Below are 18,938 nucleotides of genomic sequence, written 5' to 3' on the forward strand. Positions count from 1 at the left end.
CGGGGATCGGCGCCGGGCGGGTCGCCGGGGAGAATGGATGGGACGGGACGGATGGCGGGGGCTCAGGCCGTTTCGCGCACGACGAGGCCGAGATCGGTGAGCTCGGCGATCCGGCCGGCCCGCTGGCTCTCGTCCCCGAGGCTCGGGTCGAAGACCAGCTCCGCGCGGGAGAGGATCGCGGGGCCACGGCGGAGGACGGTGCCGCGGCGTTCTCCCTCCGTCGCATCGACCGGCTCAAGGAGGACGGCCGCGGCCGCGGTCTCGCCGGTCTCCGCCTCGTCCGCGGCGAAGGCGAACCGGCCGGCGTCGGGGCCGGTGGCGACGAGGCCCAGGACGGCGCCCAGCGGATAGGCGGTGCCGGCCCGCAGCGTGACCGTCTCGCGGGTGAAGTTCGGCTCGAGCTCGTACTTCACGAGATCGCCGAGGCTCGGCGGCTTGATCAGGGGTGCCATGGTCGGGGGTCCTTTCGGGGGTGAGGGCGTGCGGAAGCGCCCGCGGTCCATGGGGAGGCGGGGGCTTCGGAACGATGCGGGCGGATGAGCGTGCGTGCGGGGAGCGGTCTAGCCCCCCGTCTCACAGCCGCCGGGTCAGGCCCGGCGGCTGGCGGCCTGCGCTTCGGCGGTGCGGCGCGCGGCGGCGAGGAGCGGGCTTTCCTTCGGCCCGGCGGCAGCAGTCGGGGCGTGGGCCACGAGGTCGGCCCCGTCGCCCCGGGCTGCCAGCCCGTCGAGCACGGTGCGGCGGAGGGCAGCGGCCGAGAGGCCGCGGCGCATCGCGTCGGCCACATCGACGGCCAGGCCGAGCCGGGCCGCCTGCTGGCCGATCTCGATCAGTTCGGCGGCCTCGGCCACGGCGACATTCGCGGCCGGCGCGCCGCCGCCGGATCCTTCCGCGGTCTCCATTGGGGGCGCGCTGCCCTCTGCGGCCGTACCTCGCGCGGCGCCGGTCGTGGTCTCATCGGTCATGGTCGGGGTCTCCTTGGCTGCGGCCGGCGTGCCGGCCCGGGGGGATGTAAGGTGCGGATCGAACAGTTCGGCGCGGAAGGCGGCGAAGGCCCTCCGGAGATCGGAGACCTCGTCGGCGAGACCCGCGGCCACCGCGGCGGCACCGTCGAGGACCTGCGCCTCGGTGGCGAGCGCCTGCTGTCGGCTGAGCCGCGCGCCGCGGCCCGCCGCGACCGTCTCGGCGAAGAGCGCGCGGGAGGCTTCGACGCGGGCCTGCAGGTCGGCGCGCACCCCCTCGGGCAGGGCCTCGTAGGGATTGCCGTCGACCTTGTGCCGCCCGGCATGGATCAGCGTGACCGCGACACCGCGGTCGGCCATGGCCTGCGAGAAGTCGGCATGCACGAGGAGCACGCCAATGCTGCCCACGGCGCCGGTGCGCGGCAGCACGATCCGCTCGGCCTGGCTTGCAATCGCATAGGCCGCCGACAGGGCCGCCTCGGCCACGAAGGCGCGCACCGGCTTCACCGCCCGCGCGGCCCGGATCGCGTCGGCCAGATCGAAGAGCCCCGCCACCTCGCCGCCATAACTGTCGATCTCGAGCGCGATGCCGCGCACGGACGGATCGGCCACGGCCGCGGAGATCTGCGCCATCAGCCCCTCGTAGGAGGTCGTCCCCGAGGACTGGCCGATCCAGCCGCCACGGTGAACGAGCGTGCCGGTGACTTCGATCACCGCGACGCCGCCCTCCACAAGGTAGAGCGGCCGGCCCGCCTCCCGCCGGGCGTCGCCCGCATCGTCGAGGAGCACCGAGGCGCGCGGCGCGATCCGCCCGGCCTCGGCCACGCGGTCGGGCGCGAGCTCCTCGAGCCCGCGCAGCTCGAGCGCCCCGTTCACGAGCCGGGGGCCGAGGCCCGCGAGGAAGGCCGCGCCTTTCACGGGATCGACCAGCAGCGGCGTGCCGAACACCCGGCCCGCGATCATCGGATAGTTCATGGCTCTGCCCTCCTGCCGGCGTCGCGGTCCGCCGCGCGTCCGTCGTCGTCCTCATCGTCCTCCTCGTCGGCGCGCGCCCCGTCTTGCGTCGCAGGCGCGGAAGGCCCCTGCGCGCTGCGGCGGAAGTCGAGCCCGAGCCGCCCCTCGCGCTTCCGGTCGGCGGCGATCTGGCGATCGACCTCCTCGGCGTCGTAGCCGCGCTCCCCGATCGCCTGCGACCGGCTCTTGAGGCCCGCGCCGATCTCCTCGATCTCGGCGCGGATGTCCTTCAGCGGATCGACCCATTGCCACTTCGGCGGCAGCCACTCGCAGGCGAGATAGTCCCGCCGCCGCCGCTCATAGCCCGGCAGCCCCACCGCTCCGGTCAGCACCGCGAGATCGGTGAAGCGCGCCCAGACCGGGCGGCAGAGCTGATAGACGAGGACCGAATGCTGGAAGGCCTCCACCCGGCGGCGGAACTCCATGAGCGCGGTGCGGGCATTCGAGTAGTTCGCCTTCACCATGTCCTGCGACAGGTGAGCATAGGGGATGCCGAGGGCGGCCGAGACCTGCAGGAGCGTGCGGTACTGGAAGGGCTCGTAGGTCGCGCCCGAATCCGCGGGATCGGCCACCTTCATGTCCTCGCCCGGGTCGAGACGCACGATCTGCCCCGGCGCCACCTGATCGCCCAGCTCGCCCTCGAGCGGCGCCGCATCCGGATCGTTCGAGGTGATGAACATCGCATACATGGCCGCGACCTTCTTCCGGTCGAGTTCGGCATCGTCGTACTGATCGAGCAGGAAGAGCTTCACGATGGCGGGTGCGAAGCGCGAGACGCCGCGGAGCTGCCCGCTCTCGACCGGATCGACGATGTGGAGCACATCCTCGGCCGGCACGCGCACCGTCTCGCCCGCAAGCCCCGGCTCGGTCGGATCGCCCGGATGGCGGCGATGGAAGTGATAGGCCACCCGCCGGCCCACCGCATCGAACTCGATCCCCTGCCGGATCGCGCGCCCGCCGCCCAGCACCTCGGTCCTGCCGATCGGCAGCATCTCGGAGGGCAGGCACTGAAGCTGGAGCGGCACCGTGAGCCCGTCGCCGGGCCGCCGCGCGCGCAGGCGCACGAAGCATTCGCCGGTGAGGAAGAACTCGCGCGCGATGCGGCGCTGCAGGCCGTAGAAATCGGTCACGCCCTCGGCGTCGGCCTCGTCGGTCCAGTCCTGCCAGAGCCGCTGGAGGGCGGCCTTCCGCGCCGGCGCCGCGATGAGCGAGGAGGGTTTCACCCCGGTGCCGACCGTGTTCGCGGCCCAGCTGTCGAGCGCGCCCTGGGCATAGCCGTTGTTGCGCACGAGGTAGCGCGCGCGGGCGTTCATGTCGGGCCCGGCCGCGGCGAGAAGCGCGTTCACATGCGCCCGCGCGGGACGGAAGCCGCGCAGGCGCCGGTTGGCGAGACCCGCGTCGAACCCGCCGACCCAGGCGCCGAGCCGGCGCAGGAAGGGGCCCGCCATCACAGGTCCTTCACCGCATAGGGCCGGATCACCCGGCGCGCCGTCTTCCGCGCCTTCGCGATGCGCCGTTCGAGATCGGCGATGGCCCGCGCGAGATCGGCATCGCTCTGATACTCCACCCGTTCGGACCCGACCGAGCCCGACCGCACGCCCCGGTGGCGGATGTCGAGCAGCCCCGTGAGCCGCCGCTCCATATCGTCGAGCGTCATGATCCCTCCATGTATCGCGAGCGCGAGGTCCGCGCGCGCCGGCGCGGGGCCGGTGCGGCCTCTGCCGCAGCTGCGGACACGGCCACGGCGAACGGGTTGGCGGGCCCCGCCTCGGCCCAGGCGGGCGGCGCCTGCCAGTCGATCCGGTTCAGCCCCTTGAACTCCGCTACGGCCAGCGCCTGCACCGAGAGATCGAGCGTCTCGTTGCGGACAGCGCCCTGGCGCTTCTCGTAGCCCTTGGCGCCCCGGCGCTCGGCGAGGAGCTCGTCGAGATGCTCCGCCTCGAGCCAGGAGGGCACATGCTGGGCGCCCTGACCGCCCTCGAACCGGCCGACGGCCGCGAGGACGCTCTCCTTCATCCGGTCGGTCGCCATGTTCAGCAGCTTGATGCCGCGCGCGCGCCTGCCCTTCGAGCCCCGCTCGGGCGCCTCGTGCCAGACCCGGTCGCGCTGCTGAAAGCCCCCGCGGCCGATCGAGAGCCACCAGAGCCCGCCCTGACCGTTGCGCCGGCGCGCGCGCCAGAACTTCTCGGCATTGTCCGACCAGCCGGCCGGGCCGTTGAAGTCGATCACCAGCGCGCAGGGCTTCAGGCTCCAGCTCGCCCCCTCCACCGGATAGAGACGCTCGGGCAGATCGAGGAGCGCATCGGCATCCTCGACATAGCGGCCGGGGTCGAGCGCCCGGTATCGCTCGTCGTCACCCTTCGCGCGCGGGGCATGGTCGGGAGGCTGCGCCACCGCGAACCGGTCGATCGGCATCCGCTCGCCCTGCGCGCCCCAGGCCATGACCAGCACCTCGAAGCGGTTGCCCTGCACGTCGATCGAGACCGTGACGAAGCGCGTCCAGGCCGGGGCCACGCGCCGTTCCTGACTGCGCATGTGCTCGCGGATCTGCGCCGCCGTGAGGGCGCCCTCCTCTTCGGCCTCGGGGCGCCGGTAAGGCACGCCGATGTCGGTGTAATGCACCCGGGCGAAGTCGGTGTCGTCGCCCAAGGCTTCGAACCGCCGCCGCTCGGTCTCGTAGCGCTGGACCAGCTCCTCCCACGAGGCGAAGGCCGCGGCGGCCCCGTTCAGACTGTAGCTCGCGATGGGCGTGCGTCGGATGTCGGGATCGTCGATCCGGACCAGCGCCCGGCGCCCGTTCGCCTCGATGTGGCGGCCCTCGTGCAGCCAGCCACCGCGACCCTCGAGCGCGGCGCGGTTGAGGCCGACCTTGTGACGGTGGGCGATGAGCGTTCCGCAGTGCGGGCATTCCATCATCGCCTGCTCGCCCGCCGCGCCCGGATCGAGATCCGCATCGTAATGCAGCCGGTCGAAGCGCGGCTCGAAGAGATCGCCGCAGTCCGGGCATTCCCAGTACCAGCGCCCGCGCGTGCCCTCGTTGTAGATCGGCACGAGCCCGGCCGTGGCCGGCGGCAGCATGTGCGGATGGCCGGCATGCGGCGCCCAGTCCGCATTCGGGTCCACCGGGAAGGCGGGCGAGGTCTCGGCCAGGACGCAGCCCCGGCTCATGAAGGTGCGGATCCGCTGCAGCGCCATGCCGAAGGGCGAGCCCTCCGGGCTGTCCTTCGGCCCGAGCTTCTGGGGCATGTGATCGTAATCGGTGAGCATCACGAGGCGCTGAGACCGGCTCGAGAGCTGGTTCGGCACCGGATAGCCGATGGTGAGCCGCATGCCCTTGAAGCGCTTGCGGCTGAAGGTGCTGTCGTCGCGCCCGGTGCCCAGGCGCTCGCGCAGCGCCGGGCTGTTCAGGATCGTGGGGTCGAGCTTCTCCTCGACCCAGGCGTCGGCATCGGTCTTGGTCATGTGGATGACCTGCACCGGGCCCGGCGCGCAGGTGACGGCATGGGCCGAGACCGACTGCATCATCTGGCTCTTGCCGCTCTGCGACGGCCCGAGGAAGACCACGGCCTTGAAGCGGCGCGACTGGGTCATGTCGGCGGGCTCGACGGTATAGGGCGTCACCGCCCGGTCGAACGGCACCCAGTTGCCCTGCACCGGCACGCGCATGTGCCGCTCGGCCGCCTCGGTCACCGTGACCCGGCTCGGCGGATCGAGGAGCGGCAGCGCGTCTGCCAGGATCTCCTCGGGGGCGGTGAAGGGCGGCAGGGGCGGAATGCGGGTGAGCCGCCCGATGCCGCGGTCGAGCATCTCGACCATCAGAGATCGAGCGCCTTCTGCGCGCCCATGGCCACGACCTCGCCGGGCCGCAGGAGCGCGGCCTCGATCCGCGCCCGCGCGTCGATCCGGGCCGCATCGCAGCGCTCCTGCAGCTTCGCCACCTGCTCGGCCGAGAGGCTGAAGTTCAGCTCGCAGAAGTCCGGCAGCGTATCGAGCGCATTGCCGAAGGAGACCATCAGCTCCTCGAGGAGCTCGCGCATCCGGCCTGCCCGCACCAGATCGCCCCGCTGCTCGGCCACCCGGTTGCGGTGATACTCGGCCTCGGACCATTTCTTCAGATCGTCCGCGGTGAGCTCCGCCTCCTCCTCGGCCTGATCCTCGTCGAGGTTGCGGAAGGCGAGTGCGGCCTGAGCGGCAAGCCTGTCGCCCTGGGCCTTGGCCGCGCGGGCACGCGCGTCGCGCTCCATGCGCCAGGCGTAGCAGTGCCGGAGGCGGAACTCGTAGGCCACGCCGTTCTGCCCGTCGGACATGACCGGCATGCCTTGCGAGATCCACTTCGTGATCGTGTTCTCGGAGACCGAGAAGGCGCGGGCGAGCTGCGCGCGGTTGAGCGTGCCGTCCTCCATCCCCTCGGGGAGCGGCCAGGCCGCGAGGTCGAGCACGCTCCCGTCGACGAGGGTGACGGTGGTCAGCACGGGCTTTCTCCTGTAGAAACAACAACAAGAACCGCAACCTGCACCCCGGCGGGATCGGGCGGTTCGATCTGTGACGGGGTGCGAATTACCCGCGTGCGGACCCCTCGGGGGGAGGACCCGAAGGGGGATCAGCCCCCGAACCGCTTGCCGAAGGCCCGACCGAGGGTCCGGCCGAGGTGCTGGGGCAGCTTCACCCGCGCCACATCCTCGGCGCCCTCGTAGAAGCCAAGGCGCTGCTGATAGACCGGCACCTTCGGCGAGAGCACGGCCACGATCCCCAGCTGCCCGCCGGCCGTGCGCTTGTAGACCCCCGGCGTGAGGCCCGCCTTCGGCACGAAGTAGCTGGCCCGGCGCCGGTTGCGCTTCTTCGACCCTGCCGTCGTGTTGGCCCGCGCATCGCCCTGCGCCTGCAGCGCCGAGAGCACCTGATTGCGTTCGCCGCGCGACCAGTTGCCGTAGGCATCGAGCCGGGCATTGTCGGCCGGGATCACCGAGCGGAGGTCGCCCGCGAACGAGAGCCTGCGGTCGAGGAGTGTCTCGAACCCGGTGCGGCCGCGCGGGCCACCCCGCTCCTGCACCTTCAGGTAATGCCGGGCACCGACGCTCGGGCGCTCCTGCACCGCCGCCTCGAGCGTGTGCGGCGTCGACCGCCAGACCATGAAGGCGTTCTTCGTGAACGGCGTCGGCCGGTCGAAGACCTGCCCCATCCGCTCCTGCACATGGCCGAGCACATCCTGCGCCGTGTCGTTCAGCGCCCAGCTCACCGCCCGACGCAGATCCGGGCCGCCGAGCTGCGCCAGCGCCCGGCCGATCCCGCCATCCTCCATTCGAAGAGACAGGTCCATCGGCGCCCCCGGAATGCAAAGCGCCCGCTCGGGTGACCGGCGGGCGCTATGGTGGATGATGACGAAGAACATGGACGCGAGTGAGTTAAGCGTCAAGCCCCTTCGTTCAGCGTCATGTCCGATACCCTTGCATCCTGTCCAGCGCGGTGGCCAAGGCCAGCCGGAGCGCGCCAAGATGCTCGGTGCACTTCGCCCAGCCATGCGCCGCCAGCACCTCGCTCAGCGTCTTGCCGGACAGCGCGACCATATCGACCAGCGTCCGATCAGCGATGCTGGCCTTGCTGCCTCGGGCGCTTGGCCGGATGCGGCGCACCACCATGGCCGAGCCGGTGCCGATGCGGGCGCGCAGCCGGGCTAGCTCCTCGCCCTCGCGCAGATATCCGTCCATCCAGTCGCGGTCTCCCCCACCCGAGACGCCGCCGGCGAGCAGCGCCTCGGCCGACGAGCACCTGACGCCGCCAGCCGAATGACGCTCGACGAGGCCCCGGTAATGCCGCGCCATGGCGATCTGCCCCGGCGAGAACGGAGGCTCGAAGACGGGCGCGGTGAAGTTTTCTTCCGACTTGCTCTCTTCATGGGCCAGCCGCGCCTTCTCCACAGCTGCCTCGTGCTTCAGCCAGGCCGAGCGGGTCATGGCATCGAACACGTCGGCCGCCTCCCAGTGCCCCGGCTCGATCCGGCGCAGGCCGCCCGGCAGGACGGTCACGTTCGGCACCAGACGCTGCGCCCCGCGGGCCGGGGCCACGGGCGCGGCCTGCATCGCCTCCGGAGGCGTGGCCGCTGCGAGCATGGCCGCGAGACGCTGCCGCTCATCCTCGGCCGAGAACGCGACGGCCGCAGCCGATGCCTTGCGACCGCCGCCACTCGCCACCGTCATGGCCTCGATCCGCCGCTGCACATCCGATCGGCCATCACCCTGCATTGCGTTCATCATTCCCGCCGCCTTCATGCCGCCGTCCCTTCCTCGTCCTTCCGCCCGCGGCCGGCATCGACCAGCGCACGGGCCGCATCCCGATCCCGCAGATATTGCTCGAGCCAGCCCCGATCCTCCGGGCTTGCCGTCTCCCGGTCGATCCGGTCGCGGGTCAGCTCGCAGCGCCGGGCGTTCTCCGCCGCCTGCTCCCGGATCCCGCGCATATCCATGGCCATGGGCGGGCGCGGATGCTTCAGGAGCCAGCGGTAAAGCTCGACCAGATGCCCGCCCGCCTCGGCCTTCGGCCCCTCGATCGACGCGAGCCAGCTGGTCACGATCCGCCGCTCCGCCGCGGGTGGCTCCTGGAGCCCCCGCGCGAACTCCCGGATCACCAGCTCGGACGGCCAGACGCCATCCGGCGCGCTGTCGAGCAGGGTCTCGGCCAGCGTCATGAGGTTGTCGTCGCTCATGTAGGCGAGGCGCTCGCAGATCCGCCCCATCGTCGCCTCATGCACCGCCGCGGACACGCCGCGCCGGCGCGCCATTCCTGCCTGCTCGAGCCGATCCACCACCAGCGCCTTCACCCGCGCCCGGTCTTCCGCCTTCGCTCCACTCATGGCCCCGTTCCCTTTCTCAGCACTGCCACGCCTGCCGCTTCGCCAACCGGTTCCGGGCGTTTCGGAACTCTGTTCTGTCTTGTCTCTGTCTTGTCTTATGCGCCGGACAGAATTCGGCCCGAGGCGGCCGCTTCCGTCCGGTTCTGTCCGGTTCTGTCCGGTTCTGTCCGCATTCTGTCCCGTTCTGTCCCCATTCTGTCCGGCGGACAGAATTAACCGTTACGCTCCAATGCCTTGCACGGCGTCGGCCTGCGCCAGCGCATCCGCCTCGAGCGCACGGCGCACCATGTCGCGGGTCCGGTTGCCGGGACAGAACTGGACGAGCCAGCTGTCGATGCGCTCGAGCAGCCCCGGATCGGCCGCCATCTTCCGCGTGCCGCCGGCATCGAGGATCTGGTCGGGAAGCCGCGCGAGGCGCTTCCGGCGCCGCCCGGTCTCGCCCTCGACGCGCCGCTTCTCGCGCAGGCTCAGGCTTTCCAGAATGATCTCGACCACGACGCTGTGCATGAGGCGAACCTCGCCGTCGCACTGGCAGGGCACCCATTTGTAGAGCGGCGACCAGTCGCGCGAGCGGTAGGACTGCCAGGCCTTCAGGTCGAGCATGAGGAGCGCCGCGAGCTGCACATCGTCATCGGGCAGCGTGCCGACCGGGGTCTGTTTCTGGCTCAGGCAGAAGAGGTCGAAGGCGAGGCCGCGCACATCGGGCGGGGCCGAGAGCCGGAAGCGGCTGTTCAGCCACCGGTCATGGTGCCAGGCCATGAAGAAATGGGTCGTGAGGCGCTGGTTCGGGTCCAGCGGATAGTCCGGCAGGTGCCCGGCCTCGATCAGCCGGGGCGCGGATCCTGCGGGAACGGATCGCGGGTGCGCTGTCATGATGTCCCTCCCCGGCGCCGCTGCTCGCGCTGCAGCGCCGATCTGATGCTGGAATGGTCGCGCCGCAGGACGTTGCCGATCTGGGTCAGCGAGAAGCCCTCGCGACGCGCGATGAAACAGGCGAGGTCGCGGGCCTGGACGAGGCCCGGAAACACGCGCGCGCTGGTGATCTCCTGCGGCTCCCAGCCCGTCGCCTCTGCGACTTCGGCGATGATTTCGGTGATCCGCGCGGGATGGCAGCGGGTGCGGATCAGGGCGGCGCGGGCGGCGTCTTCGGGCGTCATGCGGCCCTCGTCTCGATGCGGCAGCGCTTCCTGCCGTGATAGGGCCGGTCCACCATCTCGCGCAAATCCATCGCCGCCCGCGTTTCGGCGGCGGCCGCGGCGAGGCGCTGGCGGAGGCGGAACTCGGCCAGCGGCAGCGCGCTCCAGCGGCAGATCCGTCGGCGCCCGAGCTTCATCTGCCGGGCCGCTTTCGTGATGGTGTTGTGCGCCACGCCGAAGGCCGCCTCCATGTCGCGCAGGCTCACACCCGCGCGCCACATCTCGGCGAAGTCCGAAGGTGGCACCCAGCGCGCCCATTCGTTGGGCGCCACCGGCCGCGGGCCGAGCCCGCGCAGCGCGGCCCGCTGCTGGACCGCCTGATAACTGATACCGAGCCGTCGCCCGATCTCGGAGATGCTGAGGCTCGGGTCCGCCCATAACCGGCGCAGCTCGGCCTCGCTCGTGATCCTGCCGCGGTGGGTCATCGCTCCGGCCCCTCCGCATAGACGAAGACCGAGGTCTGGCGCGCGAGCGCGGCCCGCACCTCGTGCCAGATCCCGAGAGAGCGCGACCAGCCGCGGATGTCGGGCACCACGACGGCGGAGCATGTATCGAGGATCGGGCGGCACCATTCGGCCCAGAGCACCGCATCGAGCGGATCGAGCATGGGCCGAGGATAAAGCGTGGCATGCACCGCCACGCCCGAGAGGGCGACGGGCGAAATCGCCGTCACGCCCACCTGCTGCAGCCGCACGATCTCGCGCCCGGCATCGCCCATGGCCGCAGCCGACATGTCTGCCGACCACCGGCCTTCCCGGTCCACGGCGCGCAAGCTGTAGGGCGTGGCGAGATAGACCGGCCGGCCGAGCTTCGCGCGGCGCGCCACCAGCGCCGGGCCGGCGCCGAAATGCAGGAGCCCCGCGTCCCGGGCGGGATGAGCATAGAGCGCGGTCCAGTCTGGATTGCCGGGCGGCGGCAAAGAGAGGTGCAGGGAGGCGGTCATTGACGCACCGCTCCCGCAGGTCCCTGCCCCGCCGCAGAGGAGGGTCGCGCCGAAGGGAAAAGGCCGGGGGCAGAAGGAGCGAGCGCCCCCGGCTGAGTGGCCGCGGCCAAGGCAGGCACGGCCGCGGCGGCGGTAATCATGCGAGGACGGCCCATGTCGCGAGGACGTAGACGAGCGCATAGGCAAGCGCGGCCACGATCAGCCACCAGCCGGACGGCAGGCGACGCTCCTGCGGCTCTGGGCTCTTGTGATGCGCCTCGTAGTGCTCGATCAGGGAAGAATACTTCATGGCTTTTCCTTGCAGATGCCGATGCTTATCCGTCAGGCCCTTGGATGAGGCGCGGCTGGCCCGCACCTCGTAGAAGCGCCTAGTGATGTGCCAGCAGACCCGGATCATGGCTGGCGGCTTTCCATCCGGGAGAAGACCACCTCCGCGCCCGCGATCATCATCACGGCGGTGACGTAGCGGAGGGACGCATCGTGGTCCTCGCGCAGCCAGTTGCGCACCTGCCGGGTGCTCACCCCCAGCACGGGCGCTGCGCGCTCGGCCAGTTCAGCCTCAGAGTTGGCCGGAAAGGCTCGGCGCAGCAGGTTCGAAAACCATTTTCGGCTCGTTCTGGCGTGCTCGTCCGAATTGGCAGGATTTTTCCGCATGTTCGCTCCATCTTGTGCCTTGGCGAGAGGCTTTGATGACGAAGCGATTTCATGACGGGCGAAGGGGGCGGCGTAGGTCATCACGCTGCCCCCTTTGCTTCTTCCTGAGAGACCAGCCCATGACCGGTAGCGGTCATCTCGGCGCCCGCCATGTGGGCGCGCAGGCGATCCACAACCTTCATGGTCGGGCTGGACTTGCCGTCCTTCCAGTCCTGCCATTGTCCCCACTTCGCGTTGATGGCCTCGCGCAACAGCTTCTGCGGACTGATCCCGCACGCCGCGCAATGGGCCTCGATGTCTGAGATGAGCTGTTCCATGGCGGGCAATATGGGGGAACTCCCCCATATTGGCAAGGGGAACTTCCCCATGGAACGGAGCTGGGGTATGGGGCACTTTCCCCACATGCAGAAAAAGACCCTGGACGCCTTCGTGCGTGGCCTGCAGATCGTCATGGAGGCTGAGGGCATCAAGATGAAGCCGCTCTCGGTAGCTGCAGGCATGGGCGAGTCTGGCGTGCGAGATCTGATCCGCAACGAGTCATCGCCTAAGGTCGCCAACGCCTACGCCCTGGCCAGAGAGCTTGGGCGAACGGTCGATGAGATCATTCAGATCGGCATGACGGGAGATCTGAATGCGCGTCCGGCTCACGCGCCCATTGCGGTGGCGGGCTGCGTGGGTGCGGGTGCGCGGGTTGACCTCCTAGACGCCTACGAGAAGGGCGATGGAATGTACCACGTCGCCCGCCCCCCGCAGCTGAAGCCACACGGCATAGTTGCGGTAGAGGTCAAGGGAGAGAGCATGATGCCGCTCTATCGCCCTGGATCGGTGCTCTTCTACACGCGCGCCGCCGCAGAGGGCGTGCCGGTCGAGGCGCTCAACACCCCTTGTGTCTGCGAGGACGCTGACGGAAGGGCATGGCTCAAGGTTGTCAAGGTGGGTAGCCAGGAGGGCACTTTCAGCCTCCTGTCGCTGAACCCGGATGCAGACAACATGCACGGCGTCCGGTTGAAGTGGGCAGCGCCTGTGCTGCTGACGCTTTCGCCCGATTATGTGGAGCGGGTCTACGTCTGATGGCGCTTGGTCGTCAGGCCGTCTGCTTCGCTCCGTCATAAAGCACAATTCACTTTCCGCCCGCCTCCGCGGGTTTCGGGGTGCCCGGCTTTAGAGCCGTCCTTTACCCGCCGGCAGTGGGAGCCGATGGGGAGGCCGGCACGATTCTGCATGCAAGTGGGGGTAAATCCCCATTAGAGCGTTGACATGGGGAAACTCCCCCAATAGCTTCTCGTCAGACGGCCGATCCTTGACCGTGCATTTGACGGGAGACTGCCCATGATCCTCCAGCCGCTGGCTTGGGCCAGCCTGCTCGCCAACGCCAGGGCGCGCCTGTGCCCCTCTGGCAACCGCTACCACATTGCGGAGGGCCGGCCATGACCGCCACCGCCATCCGCTACCCGGCCTCGACGCCGGTTGGCCGCTTCGCTCTCCTCGACCTGACCGAGCCGCAGCTGCGCCGGCTGCTCGCCGCGGCCGAGGCAGGGCTCCCGCAACTCGACACTGCCGATGAGGAGCCCGGGGCCGAGGTCGACACCATCCTCGCCCAGGCGCGGGAGGCGCTCGAACAATGAAACAGGATCTTCCCCTCTCGCCCCGCGCCCTCAACATGGCTCGGCATCACGCCGAGCACGCGCCTACGCCCGAGATCCGCGAGGCCGCCAGCCGCCTTCTGACGGATCACGAGCTGGCCATCGCCATGGGCCGCCCGCTGCACCGTGCGGTGCCGCGGCCGACCTTCCGGACGAGCAGGCCCAGCCCGCTCGGGCCGAACCTGACCGGCTTGCTCTTGGGGGCGCTGGCGCTCCTGGGCTTCCTCTTCGTCGCCACCGTGCTCTGGGCCCACGCCACCGACGTTGCCGCGACCATGCGCGCGCAGGCCGCGGCCATGCGGGGCATGTGAGCATGGAACTCGGTTTCTACCGCACCGAGGGCGGCACCGGCTGGGCGGCCTACGAGAAGAAGACGGGCCGCGCCTGGCGCGTGCTCGCCTCCGAGGTTCCCGAGATCCTGCGCACCTCATGACGCGGCTGCAGCTCGGCCGTCCCGCCCGGGGCGGCTCCATGTGCAGCCGAGAGGAGCAGATGAACGCCTTACCGAACCCGCAACCCGCGCCGCCGCCCGAAAGGAAACCCATGAGCGAACTGCGCACCCTCGATCAGATCATCTCGCTGGCCGACAACGGCCAGTATCAGCCGCTGCTGCTGCAGGAGAATGACGACCTGATCTCCGAGATCGTCAACTTCAGCCAGGCCTACGGCACGAAGGCGGGCGGCAAGCTGCAGATCACCATCAGCTACACGACCGACCGCTTCGGCCAGATCGATCTGGCGATCGAGCACAAGGTCACGAAGCCCAGGACGCCCAAGGCGAAAGCCACCGCATGGACCGCCGACGGCGGCGGGCTGACCATCGCGAACCCCAACCAGTCGCGAATGGAGATCCGTGAGGTTGCCGGCCGGCGCCAGCTGCGCACGCCCGGCGCGGACGAGTAACCCCGAGAAGGACAGAAAATGGACGAGAACACCGCGAAGAACGTGCTCGAGACGGCGCTGGACGAGGTGCTGCCGAAGATGGCGCAGCCGGTCGAGATCCTGAACCACCTGCCGGGTGCTGCGCCCGCCGCCTCGCACTACGCCATCCCCGACGACATGCGCCACGTCGATCTGACGGAGGCGGTCGACCGGCTGGCGACGAAGCTCCAGCCGTGGCGCCGCGCGGGCACGGCGAAGCTGCAGGATCTGGCCAGCCTCATCGCCTGGGCGAACCGGCACAAGGGCGAGACCTCGGCCCTCTTCGCCGACATCGGCGCGGCGCCGAGCCTCACCTGCATCGCCGATTACATGGGTGCGGGCGCGCCGGTCATGGATCACGAGACCCGCGATCCGAAGGCCAGCCATTGCCGGCACCGGGCGCTCTATACCTTCCCGATGTCGAAGGAATGGAAGCTCTGGACCGGCGTCAACAACAAGGCGCTCGACAAGGCCGAGTTCGGCGAGTTCATCGAGGCCAACGCGAAGGATCTGCTCGACCCGACGCCGAACCTCCTGAACGGCCATATCGGCGCGGCAAATGTCGAGCCGTGGGAGGTCCGCATGATCGAGGTCGCACGCCAGCTGAACGGGCGCTTCGGCCAGTATCAGACGCTGGTGCAGCTCTCGCGCAGCTTCCAGGTGCACGAGGTCAGCAACCTGACCGCCACCCTGAACCGCGACACGGGCGAGACCTCGATCCAGTTCATCAACGAGCATCGCGAGCCGGACGGCCAGCCGCTGAAGATCCCGAACCTGTTCATGATCGCGATCCCGATCTTCGACCGCGGCGCGGCCTATCGCATCCCAGTCCGCTTCCGCTACCGCAAGGCGGGGTCCGAGGTGAAGTTCATCCTCTCGCTCCACAACGCGGAGATCGCCCTCGAAGACGCCATCGAGGAGGCGCTCCACGAGGCGACGGAGGCCACCGGCCTGCCGCTGTTCCGCGGCGAGCCCGAGAGGGCCTGACGCGACCCCGGCGCGGCGGGCAATCCGCGCACCCTCCCGTTGCAACTCCCCGGCCTGCGGGCCGGGGCCTCTTCCTCCGAGGATACAGGAGCCCCCATGACCCTCATCCCCGCCACCGATCTCCTCCTGCACCAGCTCCACCAGGAGATCGTCCGCCAAGCCCGCCGCCCGCACTGCCGCTGCCTCGGCGCCGACGATGACTGCGCCTGCCATGGCGCCAGACCGGGGGCCGGCCATGAGCGCGGGTGAGATGACGAAGGAGCAATTCGTCGAGGCCTTCGTGGCGCGGTGTGTCTCGGTCGCCGGCCCGACCTTCGACGATGGCTCATCCATCGCCGATTACGCCCGCGAGGTGGCGCCCAGCTACTGGGCCGATGACCACCAGCGCGAGGATGGCCCGGAAGCCTGTGCCGACGCCGACATGTCGTATTGGGGCGAGGACTGAGCATGCTCGATCATGACCAGATCGACACCTTCGCGCGCGACGAGATCCTCTCCGCGTGGTCCGACGCCATCGCCGCCGTGTCCCCGCATCTGCCGGGCGGCCAGCCCATGCCCCTTGACCGGATCGGCATCGCCCGGCGGATCGCACAGCGTCTCGGCTGTACGACCGGGCGCGTGTTCGAGGTGGTGGGGGCAGAGCATGGCTGAGACCAGCACCATCGAATGGACCGACGCGACATGGAACCCGATCACGGGCTGCACGCTCGCTTCGCCCGGCTGCCAGTTCTGCTATGCGGCCGATCTCGCGGCAACGCGCCTGTCCCAGCACCCGAGCCGTGCGGGGCTGGCCCGGCGCAACGCGGCCGGAGTCGCCGCCTGGACGGGCGAGGTCCGCCTCAATGAGCAATGGCTCGAGCAGCCGCTGCGCTGGAAGCGCCCGCGCAGGATCTTCGTCTGCGCCCATGCCGACCTGTTCCACGAAGCGGTGCCGGACGAGTGGATCGACCGGGTGTTCGCGGTCATGGCGCTGGCCCCGCAGCACACGTTTCAGGTGCTGACCAAGCGGGCGGCGCGGATGCGGGGGTATGTATCGAAGCTCGACATCTACGCTCTGGAGGAGGCCGACGAGTGGCGGGACGCTGACCATCGCGTGGCGTGTGACGACGATCCGAACGGCAGCCCGGCATGGCATGCGCAGACCGCAGCGCTCGAGGACGCTCTTTCCGCTGCGCGCACCTGCCTCGAGGCAGGAAAGCCCCTTCCAAACGTCTGGCTTGGCGTCTCGGCCGAGGATCAGCAGCGGGCGGATGAGCGGATCCCGGACCTGCTCGCTACGTCCGCAGCGGTGCGGTTCGGGAGTTTCGAACCGCTGCTCGGGCCGATGGATGTGGCATGGGCGCTGGGACACCCCTTCGGCATCGCTGCCGGGTTCTTGCAGCGCGGTCATTTCAGCCCGGGCGCAGAAAAGCTGCGCGGCCTCGACTGGATCATCGTCGGGGGGGAGAGCGGGCGCCACGCGCGGCCGATGCATCCGGCTTGGGCACGTTCCCTACGGGATCAGGCGCAGGCCGCGGGCGTGCCGTTCCTGTTCAAGCAGTGGGGGGAGTGGGCGCGGGCAGACAAGCTGCTCCCCGGACATCCGGGCGACGTGACCTATTGGCCGGACGGCTCGATCGGCGCCGGAAACGCGAACGACAATGGCGGCCCGGGCTGGTCGCTTCGGCGTGTTGGCAAGCGGGCCGCCGGCCGCCGCCTCGACGGCCGCACTTGGGACGAGATGCCGGAGCTGGCGCATGCCCATCTGTCCTGACCGGCCGCGCCCCTTCACCTGCGCGATCTGCGGACAGCACCGCGACTACCGCTGGCCGGGACCGGTGCAGACGTGGCCGGTGGAACCGGTCTGCCGCTGGTGCGAGCAGACCTTCGGGTCCGTCGTTCCCGCGCCCGGGACTTTCCGGGACCGGCGGCTTCTCTCTGTGTTCTCCGCGCTCGCGGAGGCCCTGCACACCGAGGCGGCCCACCAGCACTACAGGAGGCACTATGGAACCGCGTGATTACGCCTCGACCCCCGTAGCCGACAGCCTCGGGTTGCATGGCATGATCTCCGGCCTTGCCGAGGATCTGCGCGACATGCGTGCGGGCAAGATCAGCCCGGCCGATGGGCTCGCCCGCGCCGCCGTGGCGAAGCAGATCTTCAACGGGGTCCGCCTCTATCTGACGGCGGTGAAGACGCTCGAGGCTCCGGCACGGGGCCGGCAGGAGCCCCAAGTGATCGAGGGGCACGCCAATGGCTGAGAACAGCACCCGGCAGGGACGGAGGACGGACGTGCCCGCTGCGAGCGCAGGGACGGCTCCCCCTGCGACCGGGTTCGCGCAGGATACAGGCGCGGTTGCAGGCGGCAAGCCACGGCGGATCCAGCTTTCCCGCGCGAAAGGATGGCGGATGCCGCCCGGCGCCGTGAAGGTTGATCGCTCGACCAAGTGGGGCAACCCGTTTGTGGTCAACCACCCGGGCGGCGCGCTGGAAAAGCCGATGGACCCGGCGCTTGCCGTCCAGTCGTTTCGGATGCTGCTCGAGAAGGAAGGCTGCTGGTCACCAGTTCCCTTGCCGTGGCCGAAGGGGAAGATCCCGGCGCAATGGACCACCGTTGAGGATGTGATCCGCGAACTGCGCGGCAAAGACCTCGCCTGCTGGTGCCAGCCCGGTGCGCCCTGTCATGCCGACGTGCTGCTGGAGATCGCCAATGGCTGATCCTTGGGTAATTTGTCCGGCTTTTGATTCAATCGAAAGTGGTAGCGTTTACTTAACCAATATTGGTGCATACATGCACTATCGAGCAAATAAACTCATCAACTTACTGAACATCCCACTCGCCCCCGCAGGATCGGCAGCACCCGCCTGCGCTACTAGCCTGTGCTTGCGCCCAAGGGCGCGAGGGGTCATCCGCGCCGGACATGCAAGACCTGTAGGTCGTCCGGCCCCCAGGCATAGCAGCCTCCCCACATCTGCGGGCAACGTGTCGCCTGCCGCCTTGCGGTACCTGCCGGAGGTGCAGCATGGCTAAGCCCCTGCGCATCCTGATCGGCTGCGAGACCTCGGGCGTGATGCGCCGGGCCTTTGTCGCCCGCGGGCATGACGTGTGGTCCTGCGACCTCCTGCCGGCCGAGGATCGGTCGAACCGCCATATCGTGGGCGACGTTCGGGACCATCTGTCAGACGGCTGGGACCTGCTGATCGTGGCGCACCCGCCCTGCACGCGGCTCTGCAACAGCGGCGTCCGGTGGCTGCACGAGCCCTCGAAGCGCCTGCCCGAGACCTATGCGGCGGCGGAGCGCGAGGCTTTCGCCCGGATGGGTCGCAAGGAGCGGCTGGCCTTCCTGTGGGCCGACCTCGACCGCGGCGCGGCGCTGTTTGCGGCCTGCTGGCAGGCGCCGGTGCCGCGCGTGGCGGTCGAAAACCCGGTAATGAACCCGCACGCGCGAGCTCGTCTGCCGGCAGATCTGCCGCGGCCGCAGACGGTGCAGCCCTGGTGGTTCGGCGAGCCCTTCTTCAAGGCGACGAGCTTTTATCTGCGCGGCCTGCCGCGGCTCGCCGCCACCGACCGGCTGACGCCGCCCCGGCCCGGCACGCCCGAGCACAAGCGCTGGTCGGCCGTCCACCGCGCGCCGCCGGGGCCCGGCCGCTGGAAATTCCGCAGCCGCACCTTCGAGGGCGTGGCCGAGGCCTGCGCCGATCAGTGGAGCGGATGGGCCGCAGAGGAGGCCGTGGCGTGATCCTACCGTGGGATCGGTCCGTGGCCGCTGGAGCTGTCGAGATCACGATGAGGGACA

At 69.9% G+C, this 18,938-nt stretch carries 28 protein-coding genes; 12 read left to right on the forward strand and 16 right to left on the reverse strand.

The window, feature by feature from the left end:
• Window positions 1-62: 62 nt before the first annotated feature.
• From RSP_RS19585 to RSP_RS19660, 16 genes are all read right to left on the reverse strand, one after another.
• Window positions 63-452, reverse strand: coding sequence for a head decoration protein (locus RSP_RS19585; RefSeq protein WP_011339610.1), 390 nt, complete (start codon window positions 450-452; stop codon window positions 63-65).
• Window positions 453-587: 135 nt separating this feature from the next.
• The gene (locus RSP_RS19590; RefSeq protein ID WP_011339611.1) at window positions 588-1,934 is read right to left on the reverse strand and encodes a S49 family peptidase; all 1,347 of its coding nucleotides are present in this window, start codon (window positions 1,932-1,934) and stop codon (window positions 588-590) included.
• Complete coding sequence (locus RSP_RS19595) at window positions 1,931-3,421, reverse strand: phage portal protein (RefSeq protein ID WP_011339612.1); 1,491 nt, start codon at window positions 3,419-3,421, stop codon at window positions 1,931-1,933. Before RSP_RS19595 ends, RSP_RS19590 begins: the two co-directional genes overlap by 4 nt.
• The gene (locus RSP_RS19600) at window positions 3,421-3,630 is read right to left on the reverse strand and encodes a phage head-tail joining protein (RefSeq protein ID WP_002723266.1); all 210 of its coding nucleotides are present in this window, start codon (window positions 3,628-3,630) and stop codon (window positions 3,421-3,423) included. The genes RSP_RS19595 and RSP_RS19600 overlap by 1 nt, the downstream gene beginning before the upstream one ends.
• Window positions 3,627-5,789 (reverse strand): phage terminase large subunit family protein, encoded by a 2,163-nt coding sequence (locus RSP_RS19605; protein WP_011339613.1) that lies wholly within the window; start codon window positions 5,787-5,789, stop codon window positions 3,627-3,629. Before RSP_RS19605 ends, RSP_RS19600 begins: the two co-directional genes overlap by 4 nt.
• Window positions 5,789-6,445: a terminase small subunit gene (locus RSP_RS19610; protein WP_017140290.1), complete on the reverse strand. Its 657-nt coding sequence runs from the start codon at window positions 6,443-6,445 to the stop codon at window positions 5,789-5,791. Before RSP_RS19610 ends, RSP_RS19605 begins: the two co-directional genes overlap by 1 nt.
• Window positions 6,446-6,573: 128 nt before the next feature.
• Window positions 6,574-7,290 (reverse strand): hypothetical protein, encoded by a 717-nt coding sequence (locus RSP_RS19615; RefSeq protein WP_011339615.1) that lies wholly within the window; start codon window positions 7,288-7,290, stop codon window positions 6,574-6,576.
• 112 nt (window positions 7,291-7,402) lie between these two features.
• The gene (locus RSP_RS19620; protein ID WP_023004245.1) at window positions 7,403-8,224 is read right to left on the reverse strand and encodes a hypothetical protein; all 822 of its coding nucleotides are present in this window, start codon (window positions 8,222-8,224) and stop codon (window positions 7,403-7,405) included.
• 11 nt (window positions 8,225-8,235) lie between these two features.
• Window positions 8,236-8,820: a hypothetical protein gene (locus tag RSP_RS19625; protein ID WP_011339617.1), complete on the reverse strand. Its 585-nt coding sequence runs from the start codon at window positions 8,818-8,820 to the stop codon at window positions 8,236-8,238.
• A 219-nt stretch (window positions 8,821-9,039) separates the two neighbouring features.
• Entirely contained in the window at window positions 9,040-9,693 is a 654-nt protein-coding gene (locus RSP_RS19630; RefSeq protein ID WP_002723274.1) for a hypothetical protein, read from the reverse strand.
• Window positions 9,690-9,977 carry a helix-turn-helix domain-containing protein gene (locus tag RSP_RS19635; RefSeq protein ID WP_011339618.1) on the reverse strand — a complete coding sequence of 96 codons (288 nt, stop codon included), beginning with the start codon at window positions 9,975-9,977 and terminating at the stop codon, window positions 9,690-9,692. The genes RSP_RS19630 and RSP_RS19635 overlap by 4 nt, the downstream gene beginning before the upstream one ends.
• Window positions 9,974-10,441: an AsnC family protein gene (locus RSP_RS19640; protein ID WP_011339619.1), complete on the reverse strand. Its 468-nt coding sequence runs from the start codon at window positions 10,439-10,441 to the stop codon at window positions 9,974-9,976. The genes RSP_RS19635 and RSP_RS19640 overlap by 4 nt, the downstream gene beginning before the upstream one ends.
• Complete coding sequence (locus RSP_RS19645; RefSeq protein ID WP_011339620.1) at window positions 10,438-10,959, reverse strand: DUF1937 family protein; 522 nt, start codon at window positions 10,957-10,959, stop codon at window positions 10,438-10,440. The genes RSP_RS19640 and RSP_RS19645 overlap by 4 nt, the downstream gene beginning before the upstream one ends.
• A 136-nt stretch (window positions 10,960-11,095) precedes the next feature.
• Window positions 11,096-11,248 carry a hypothetical protein gene (locus RSP_RS22490; protein WP_227590656.1) on the reverse strand — a complete coding sequence of 51 codons (153 nt, stop codon included), beginning with the start codon at window positions 11,246-11,248 and terminating at the stop codon, window positions 11,096-11,098.
• A gap of 104 nt (window positions 11,249-11,352) precedes the next feature.
• Window positions 11,353-11,694, reverse strand: a complete 342-nt coding sequence (locus RSP_RS19655; RefSeq protein WP_011339622.1) for a hypothetical protein — start codon at window positions 11,692-11,694, stop codon at window positions 11,353-11,355.
• Window positions 11,694-11,930, reverse strand: coding sequence for a hypothetical protein (locus tag RSP_RS19660; RefSeq protein ID WP_017140293.1), 237 nt, complete (start codon window positions 11,928-11,930; stop codon window positions 11,694-11,696). Before RSP_RS19660 ends, RSP_RS19655 begins: the two co-directional genes overlap by 1 nt.
• Here RSP_RS19660 and RSP_RS19665 point away from each other — a divergent pair.
• From RSP_RS19665 to RSP_RS19715, 12 genes are all read left to right on the forward strand, one after another.
• Window positions 11,929-12,684 (forward strand): S24 family peptidase, encoded by a 756-nt coding sequence (locus RSP_RS19665; protein ID WP_017140294.1) that lies wholly within the window; start codon window positions 11,929-11,931, stop codon window positions 12,682-12,684. The genes RSP_RS19660 and RSP_RS19665 overlap by 2 nt on opposite strands.
• Before the next feature lie 356 nt (window positions 12,685-13,040).
• A complete protein-coding gene (locus RSP_RS19670; protein WP_011339624.1) occupies window positions 13,041-13,238 on the forward strand; it encodes a hypothetical protein in 198 nt (65 codons plus the stop codon).
• A complete protein-coding gene (locus RSP_RS19675; protein WP_011339625.1) occupies window positions 13,235-13,567 on the forward strand; it encodes a hypothetical protein in 333 nt (110 codons plus the stop codon). The genes RSP_RS19670 and RSP_RS19675 overlap by 4 nt, the downstream gene beginning before the upstream one ends.
• Window positions 13,568-13,799: 232 nt before the next feature.
• Window positions 13,800-14,159, forward strand: a complete 360-nt coding sequence (locus RSP_RS19680; protein WP_017140295.1) for a hypothetical protein — start codon at window positions 13,800-13,802, stop codon at window positions 14,157-14,159.
• Between the two features lie 18 nt (window positions 14,160-14,177).
• Complete coding sequence (locus RSP_RS19685; RefSeq protein ID WP_011339628.1) at window positions 14,178-15,164, forward strand: DUF2303 family protein; 987 nt, start codon at window positions 14,178-14,180, stop codon at window positions 15,162-15,164.
• Window positions 15,165-15,260: 96 nt separating this feature from the next.
• Window positions 15,261-15,413 (forward strand): hypothetical protein, encoded by a 153-nt coding sequence (locus RSP_RS22295; RefSeq protein WP_017140296.1) that lies wholly within the window; start codon window positions 15,261-15,263, stop codon window positions 15,411-15,413.
• 1 nt (window position 15,414) lies between these two features.
• On the forward strand, window positions 15,415-15,609 hold the full coding sequence (locus RSP_RS19690) for a hypothetical protein (protein ID WP_023004252.1): 195 nt from the start codon (window positions 15,415-15,417) through the stop codon (window positions 15,607-15,609).
• 2 nt (window positions 15,610-15,611) lie between these two features.
• Window positions 15,612-15,815: a hypothetical protein gene (locus RSP_RS19695; RefSeq protein ID WP_023004254.1), complete on the forward strand. Its 204-nt coding sequence runs from the start codon at window positions 15,612-15,614 to the stop codon at window positions 15,813-15,815.
• Window positions 15,808-16,917, forward strand: coding sequence for a phage Gp37/Gp68 family protein (locus RSP_RS19700; protein ID WP_011339629.1), 1,110 nt, complete (start codon window positions 15,808-15,810; stop codon window positions 16,915-16,917). The genes RSP_RS19695 and RSP_RS19700 overlap by 8 nt, the downstream gene beginning before the upstream one ends.
• 230 nt (window positions 16,918-17,147) lie before the next feature.
• Window positions 17,148-17,402: a hypothetical protein gene (locus RSP_RS19705; protein ID WP_011339630.1), complete on the forward strand. Its 255-nt coding sequence runs from the start codon at window positions 17,148-17,150 to the stop codon at window positions 17,400-17,402.
• Entirely contained in the window at window positions 17,395-17,859 is a 465-nt protein-coding gene (locus tag RSP_RS19710; protein WP_227590657.1) for a DUF4326 domain-containing protein, read from the forward strand. Before RSP_RS19705 ends, RSP_RS19710 begins: the two co-directional genes overlap by 8 nt.
• Window positions 17,860-18,164: 305 nt before the next feature.
• Window positions 18,165-18,881 carry a hypothetical protein gene (locus tag RSP_RS19715; protein ID WP_011339632.1) on the forward strand — a complete coding sequence of 239 codons (717 nt, stop codon included), beginning with the start codon at window positions 18,165-18,167 and terminating at the stop codon, window positions 18,879-18,881.
• The last annotated feature ends 57 nt before the right edge of the window (window positions 18,882-18,938 follow it).

Origin of the sequence: Cereibacter sphaeroides 2.4.1 (assembly GCF_000012905.2) — a bacterium.
In the GTDB taxonomy this organism is placed as follows: Bacteria; Pseudomonadota; Alphaproteobacteria; order Rhodobacterales; family Rhodobacteraceae; genus Cereibacter_A; species Cereibacter_A sphaeroides.

What these genes read in the sequence shown, in the direction of transcription:
- RSP_RS19585 (WP_011339610.1), bottom strand. Translation starts at nt 452, where the DNA reads ATGGCACCCCTGATCAAGCCGCCGAGCCTCGGCGATCTCGTGAAGTAC.
- RSP_RS19590 (WP_011339611.1), bottom strand. Translation starts at nt 1,934, where the DNA reads ATGAACTATCCGATGATCGCGGGCCGGGTGTTCGGCACGCCGCTGCTG.
- RSP_RS19595 (WP_011339612.1), bottom strand. Translation starts at nt 3,421, where the DNA reads ATGGCGGGCCCCTTCCTGCGCCGGCTCGGCGCCTGGGTCGGCGGGTTC.
- RSP_RS19600 (WP_002723266.1), bottom strand. Translation starts at nt 3,630, where the DNA reads ATGACGCTCGACGATATGGAGCGGCGGCTCACGGGGCTGCTCGACATC.
- RSP_RS19605 (WP_011339613.1), bottom strand. Translation starts at nt 5,789, where the DNA reads ATGGTCGAGATGCTCGACCGCGGCATCGGGCGGCTCACCCGCATTCCG.
- RSP_RS19615 (WP_011339615.1), bottom strand. Translation starts at nt 7,290, where the DNA reads ATGGACCTGTCTCTTCGAATGGAGGATGGCGGGATCGGCCGGGCGCTG.
- RSP_RS19620 (WP_023004245.1), bottom strand. Translation starts at nt 8,224, where the DNA reads ATGATGAACGCAATGCAGGGTGATGGCCGATCGGATGTGCAGCGGCGG.
- RSP_RS19625 (WP_011339617.1), bottom strand. Translation starts at nt 8,820, where the DNA reads ATGAGTGGAGCGAAGGCGGAAGACCGGGCGCGGGTGAAGGCGCTGGTG.
- RSP_RS19630 (WP_002723274.1), bottom strand. Translation starts at nt 9,693, where the DNA reads ATGACAGCGCACCCGCGATCCGTTCCCGCAGGATCCGCGCCCCGGCTG.
- RSP_RS19635 (WP_011339618.1), bottom strand. Translation starts at nt 9,977, where the DNA reads ATGACGCCCGAAGACGCCGCCCGCGCCGCCCTGATCCGCACCCGCTGC.
- RSP_RS19640 (WP_011339619.1), bottom strand. Translation starts at nt 10,441, where the DNA reads ATGACCCACCGCGGCAGGATCACGAGCGAGGCCGAGCTGCGCCGGTTA.
- RSP_RS19645 (WP_011339620.1), bottom strand. Translation starts at nt 10,959, where the DNA reads ATGACCGCCTCCCTGCACCTCTCTTTGCCGCCGCCCGGCAATCCAGAC.
- RSP_RS22490 (WP_227590656.1), bottom strand. Translation starts at nt 11,248, where the DNA reads ATGAAGTATTCTTCCCTGATCGAGCACTACGAGGCGCATCACAAGAGC.
- RSP_RS19655 (WP_011339622.1), bottom strand. Translation starts at nt 11,694, where the DNA reads ATGACCTACGCCGCCCCCTTCGCCCGTCATGAAATCGCTTCGTCATCA.
- RSP_RS19665 (WP_017140294.1), top strand. Translation starts at nt 11,929, where the DNA reads ATGGCGGGCAATATGGGGGAACTCCCCCATATTGGCAAGGGGAACTTC.
- RSP_RS19660 (WP_017140293.1), bottom strand. Translation starts at nt 11,930, where the DNA reads ATGGAACAGCTCATCTCAGACATCGAGGCCCATTGCGCGGCGTGCGGG.
- RSP_RS19670 (WP_011339624.1), top strand. Translation starts at nt 13,041, where the DNA reads ATGACCGCCACCGCCATCCGCTACCCGGCCTCGACGCCGGTTGGCCGC.
- RSP_RS19675 (WP_011339625.1), top strand. Translation starts at nt 13,235, where the DNA reads ATGAAACAGGATCTTCCCCTCTCGCCCCGCGCCCTCAACATGGCTCGG.
- RSP_RS19680 (WP_017140295.1), top strand. Translation starts at nt 13,800, where the DNA reads ATGAGCGAACTGCGCACCCTCGATCAGATCATCTCGCTGGCCGACAAC.
- RSP_RS19685 (WP_011339628.1), top strand. Translation starts at nt 14,178, where the DNA reads ATGGACGAGAACACCGCGAAGAACGTGCTCGAGACGGCGCTGGACGAG.
- RSP_RS22295 (WP_017140296.1), top strand. Translation starts at nt 15,261, where the DNA reads ATGACCCTCATCCCCGCCACCGATCTCCTCCTGCACCAGCTCCACCAG.
- RSP_RS19690 (WP_023004252.1), top strand. Translation starts at nt 15,415, where the DNA reads ATGACGAAGGAGCAATTCGTCGAGGCCTTCGTGGCGCGGTGTGTCTCG.
- RSP_RS19695 (WP_023004254.1), top strand. Translation starts at nt 15,612, where the DNA reads ATGCTCGATCATGACCAGATCGACACCTTCGCGCGCGACGAGATCCTC.
- RSP_RS19700 (WP_011339629.1), top strand. Translation starts at nt 15,808, where the DNA reads ATGGCTGAGACCAGCACCATCGAATGGACCGACGCGACATGGAACCCG.
- RSP_RS19705 (WP_011339630.1), top strand. Translation starts at nt 17,148, where the DNA reads ATGGAACCGCGTGATTACGCCTCGACCCCCGTAGCCGACAGCCTCGGG.
- RSP_RS19710 (WP_227590657.1), top strand. Translation starts at nt 17,395, where the DNA reads ATGGCTGAGAACAGCACCCGGCAGGGACGGAGGACGGACGTGCCCGCT.
- RSP_RS19715 (WP_011339632.1), top strand. Translation starts at nt 18,165, where the DNA reads ATGGCTAAGCCCCTGCGCATCCTGATCGGCTGCGAGACCTCGGGCGTG.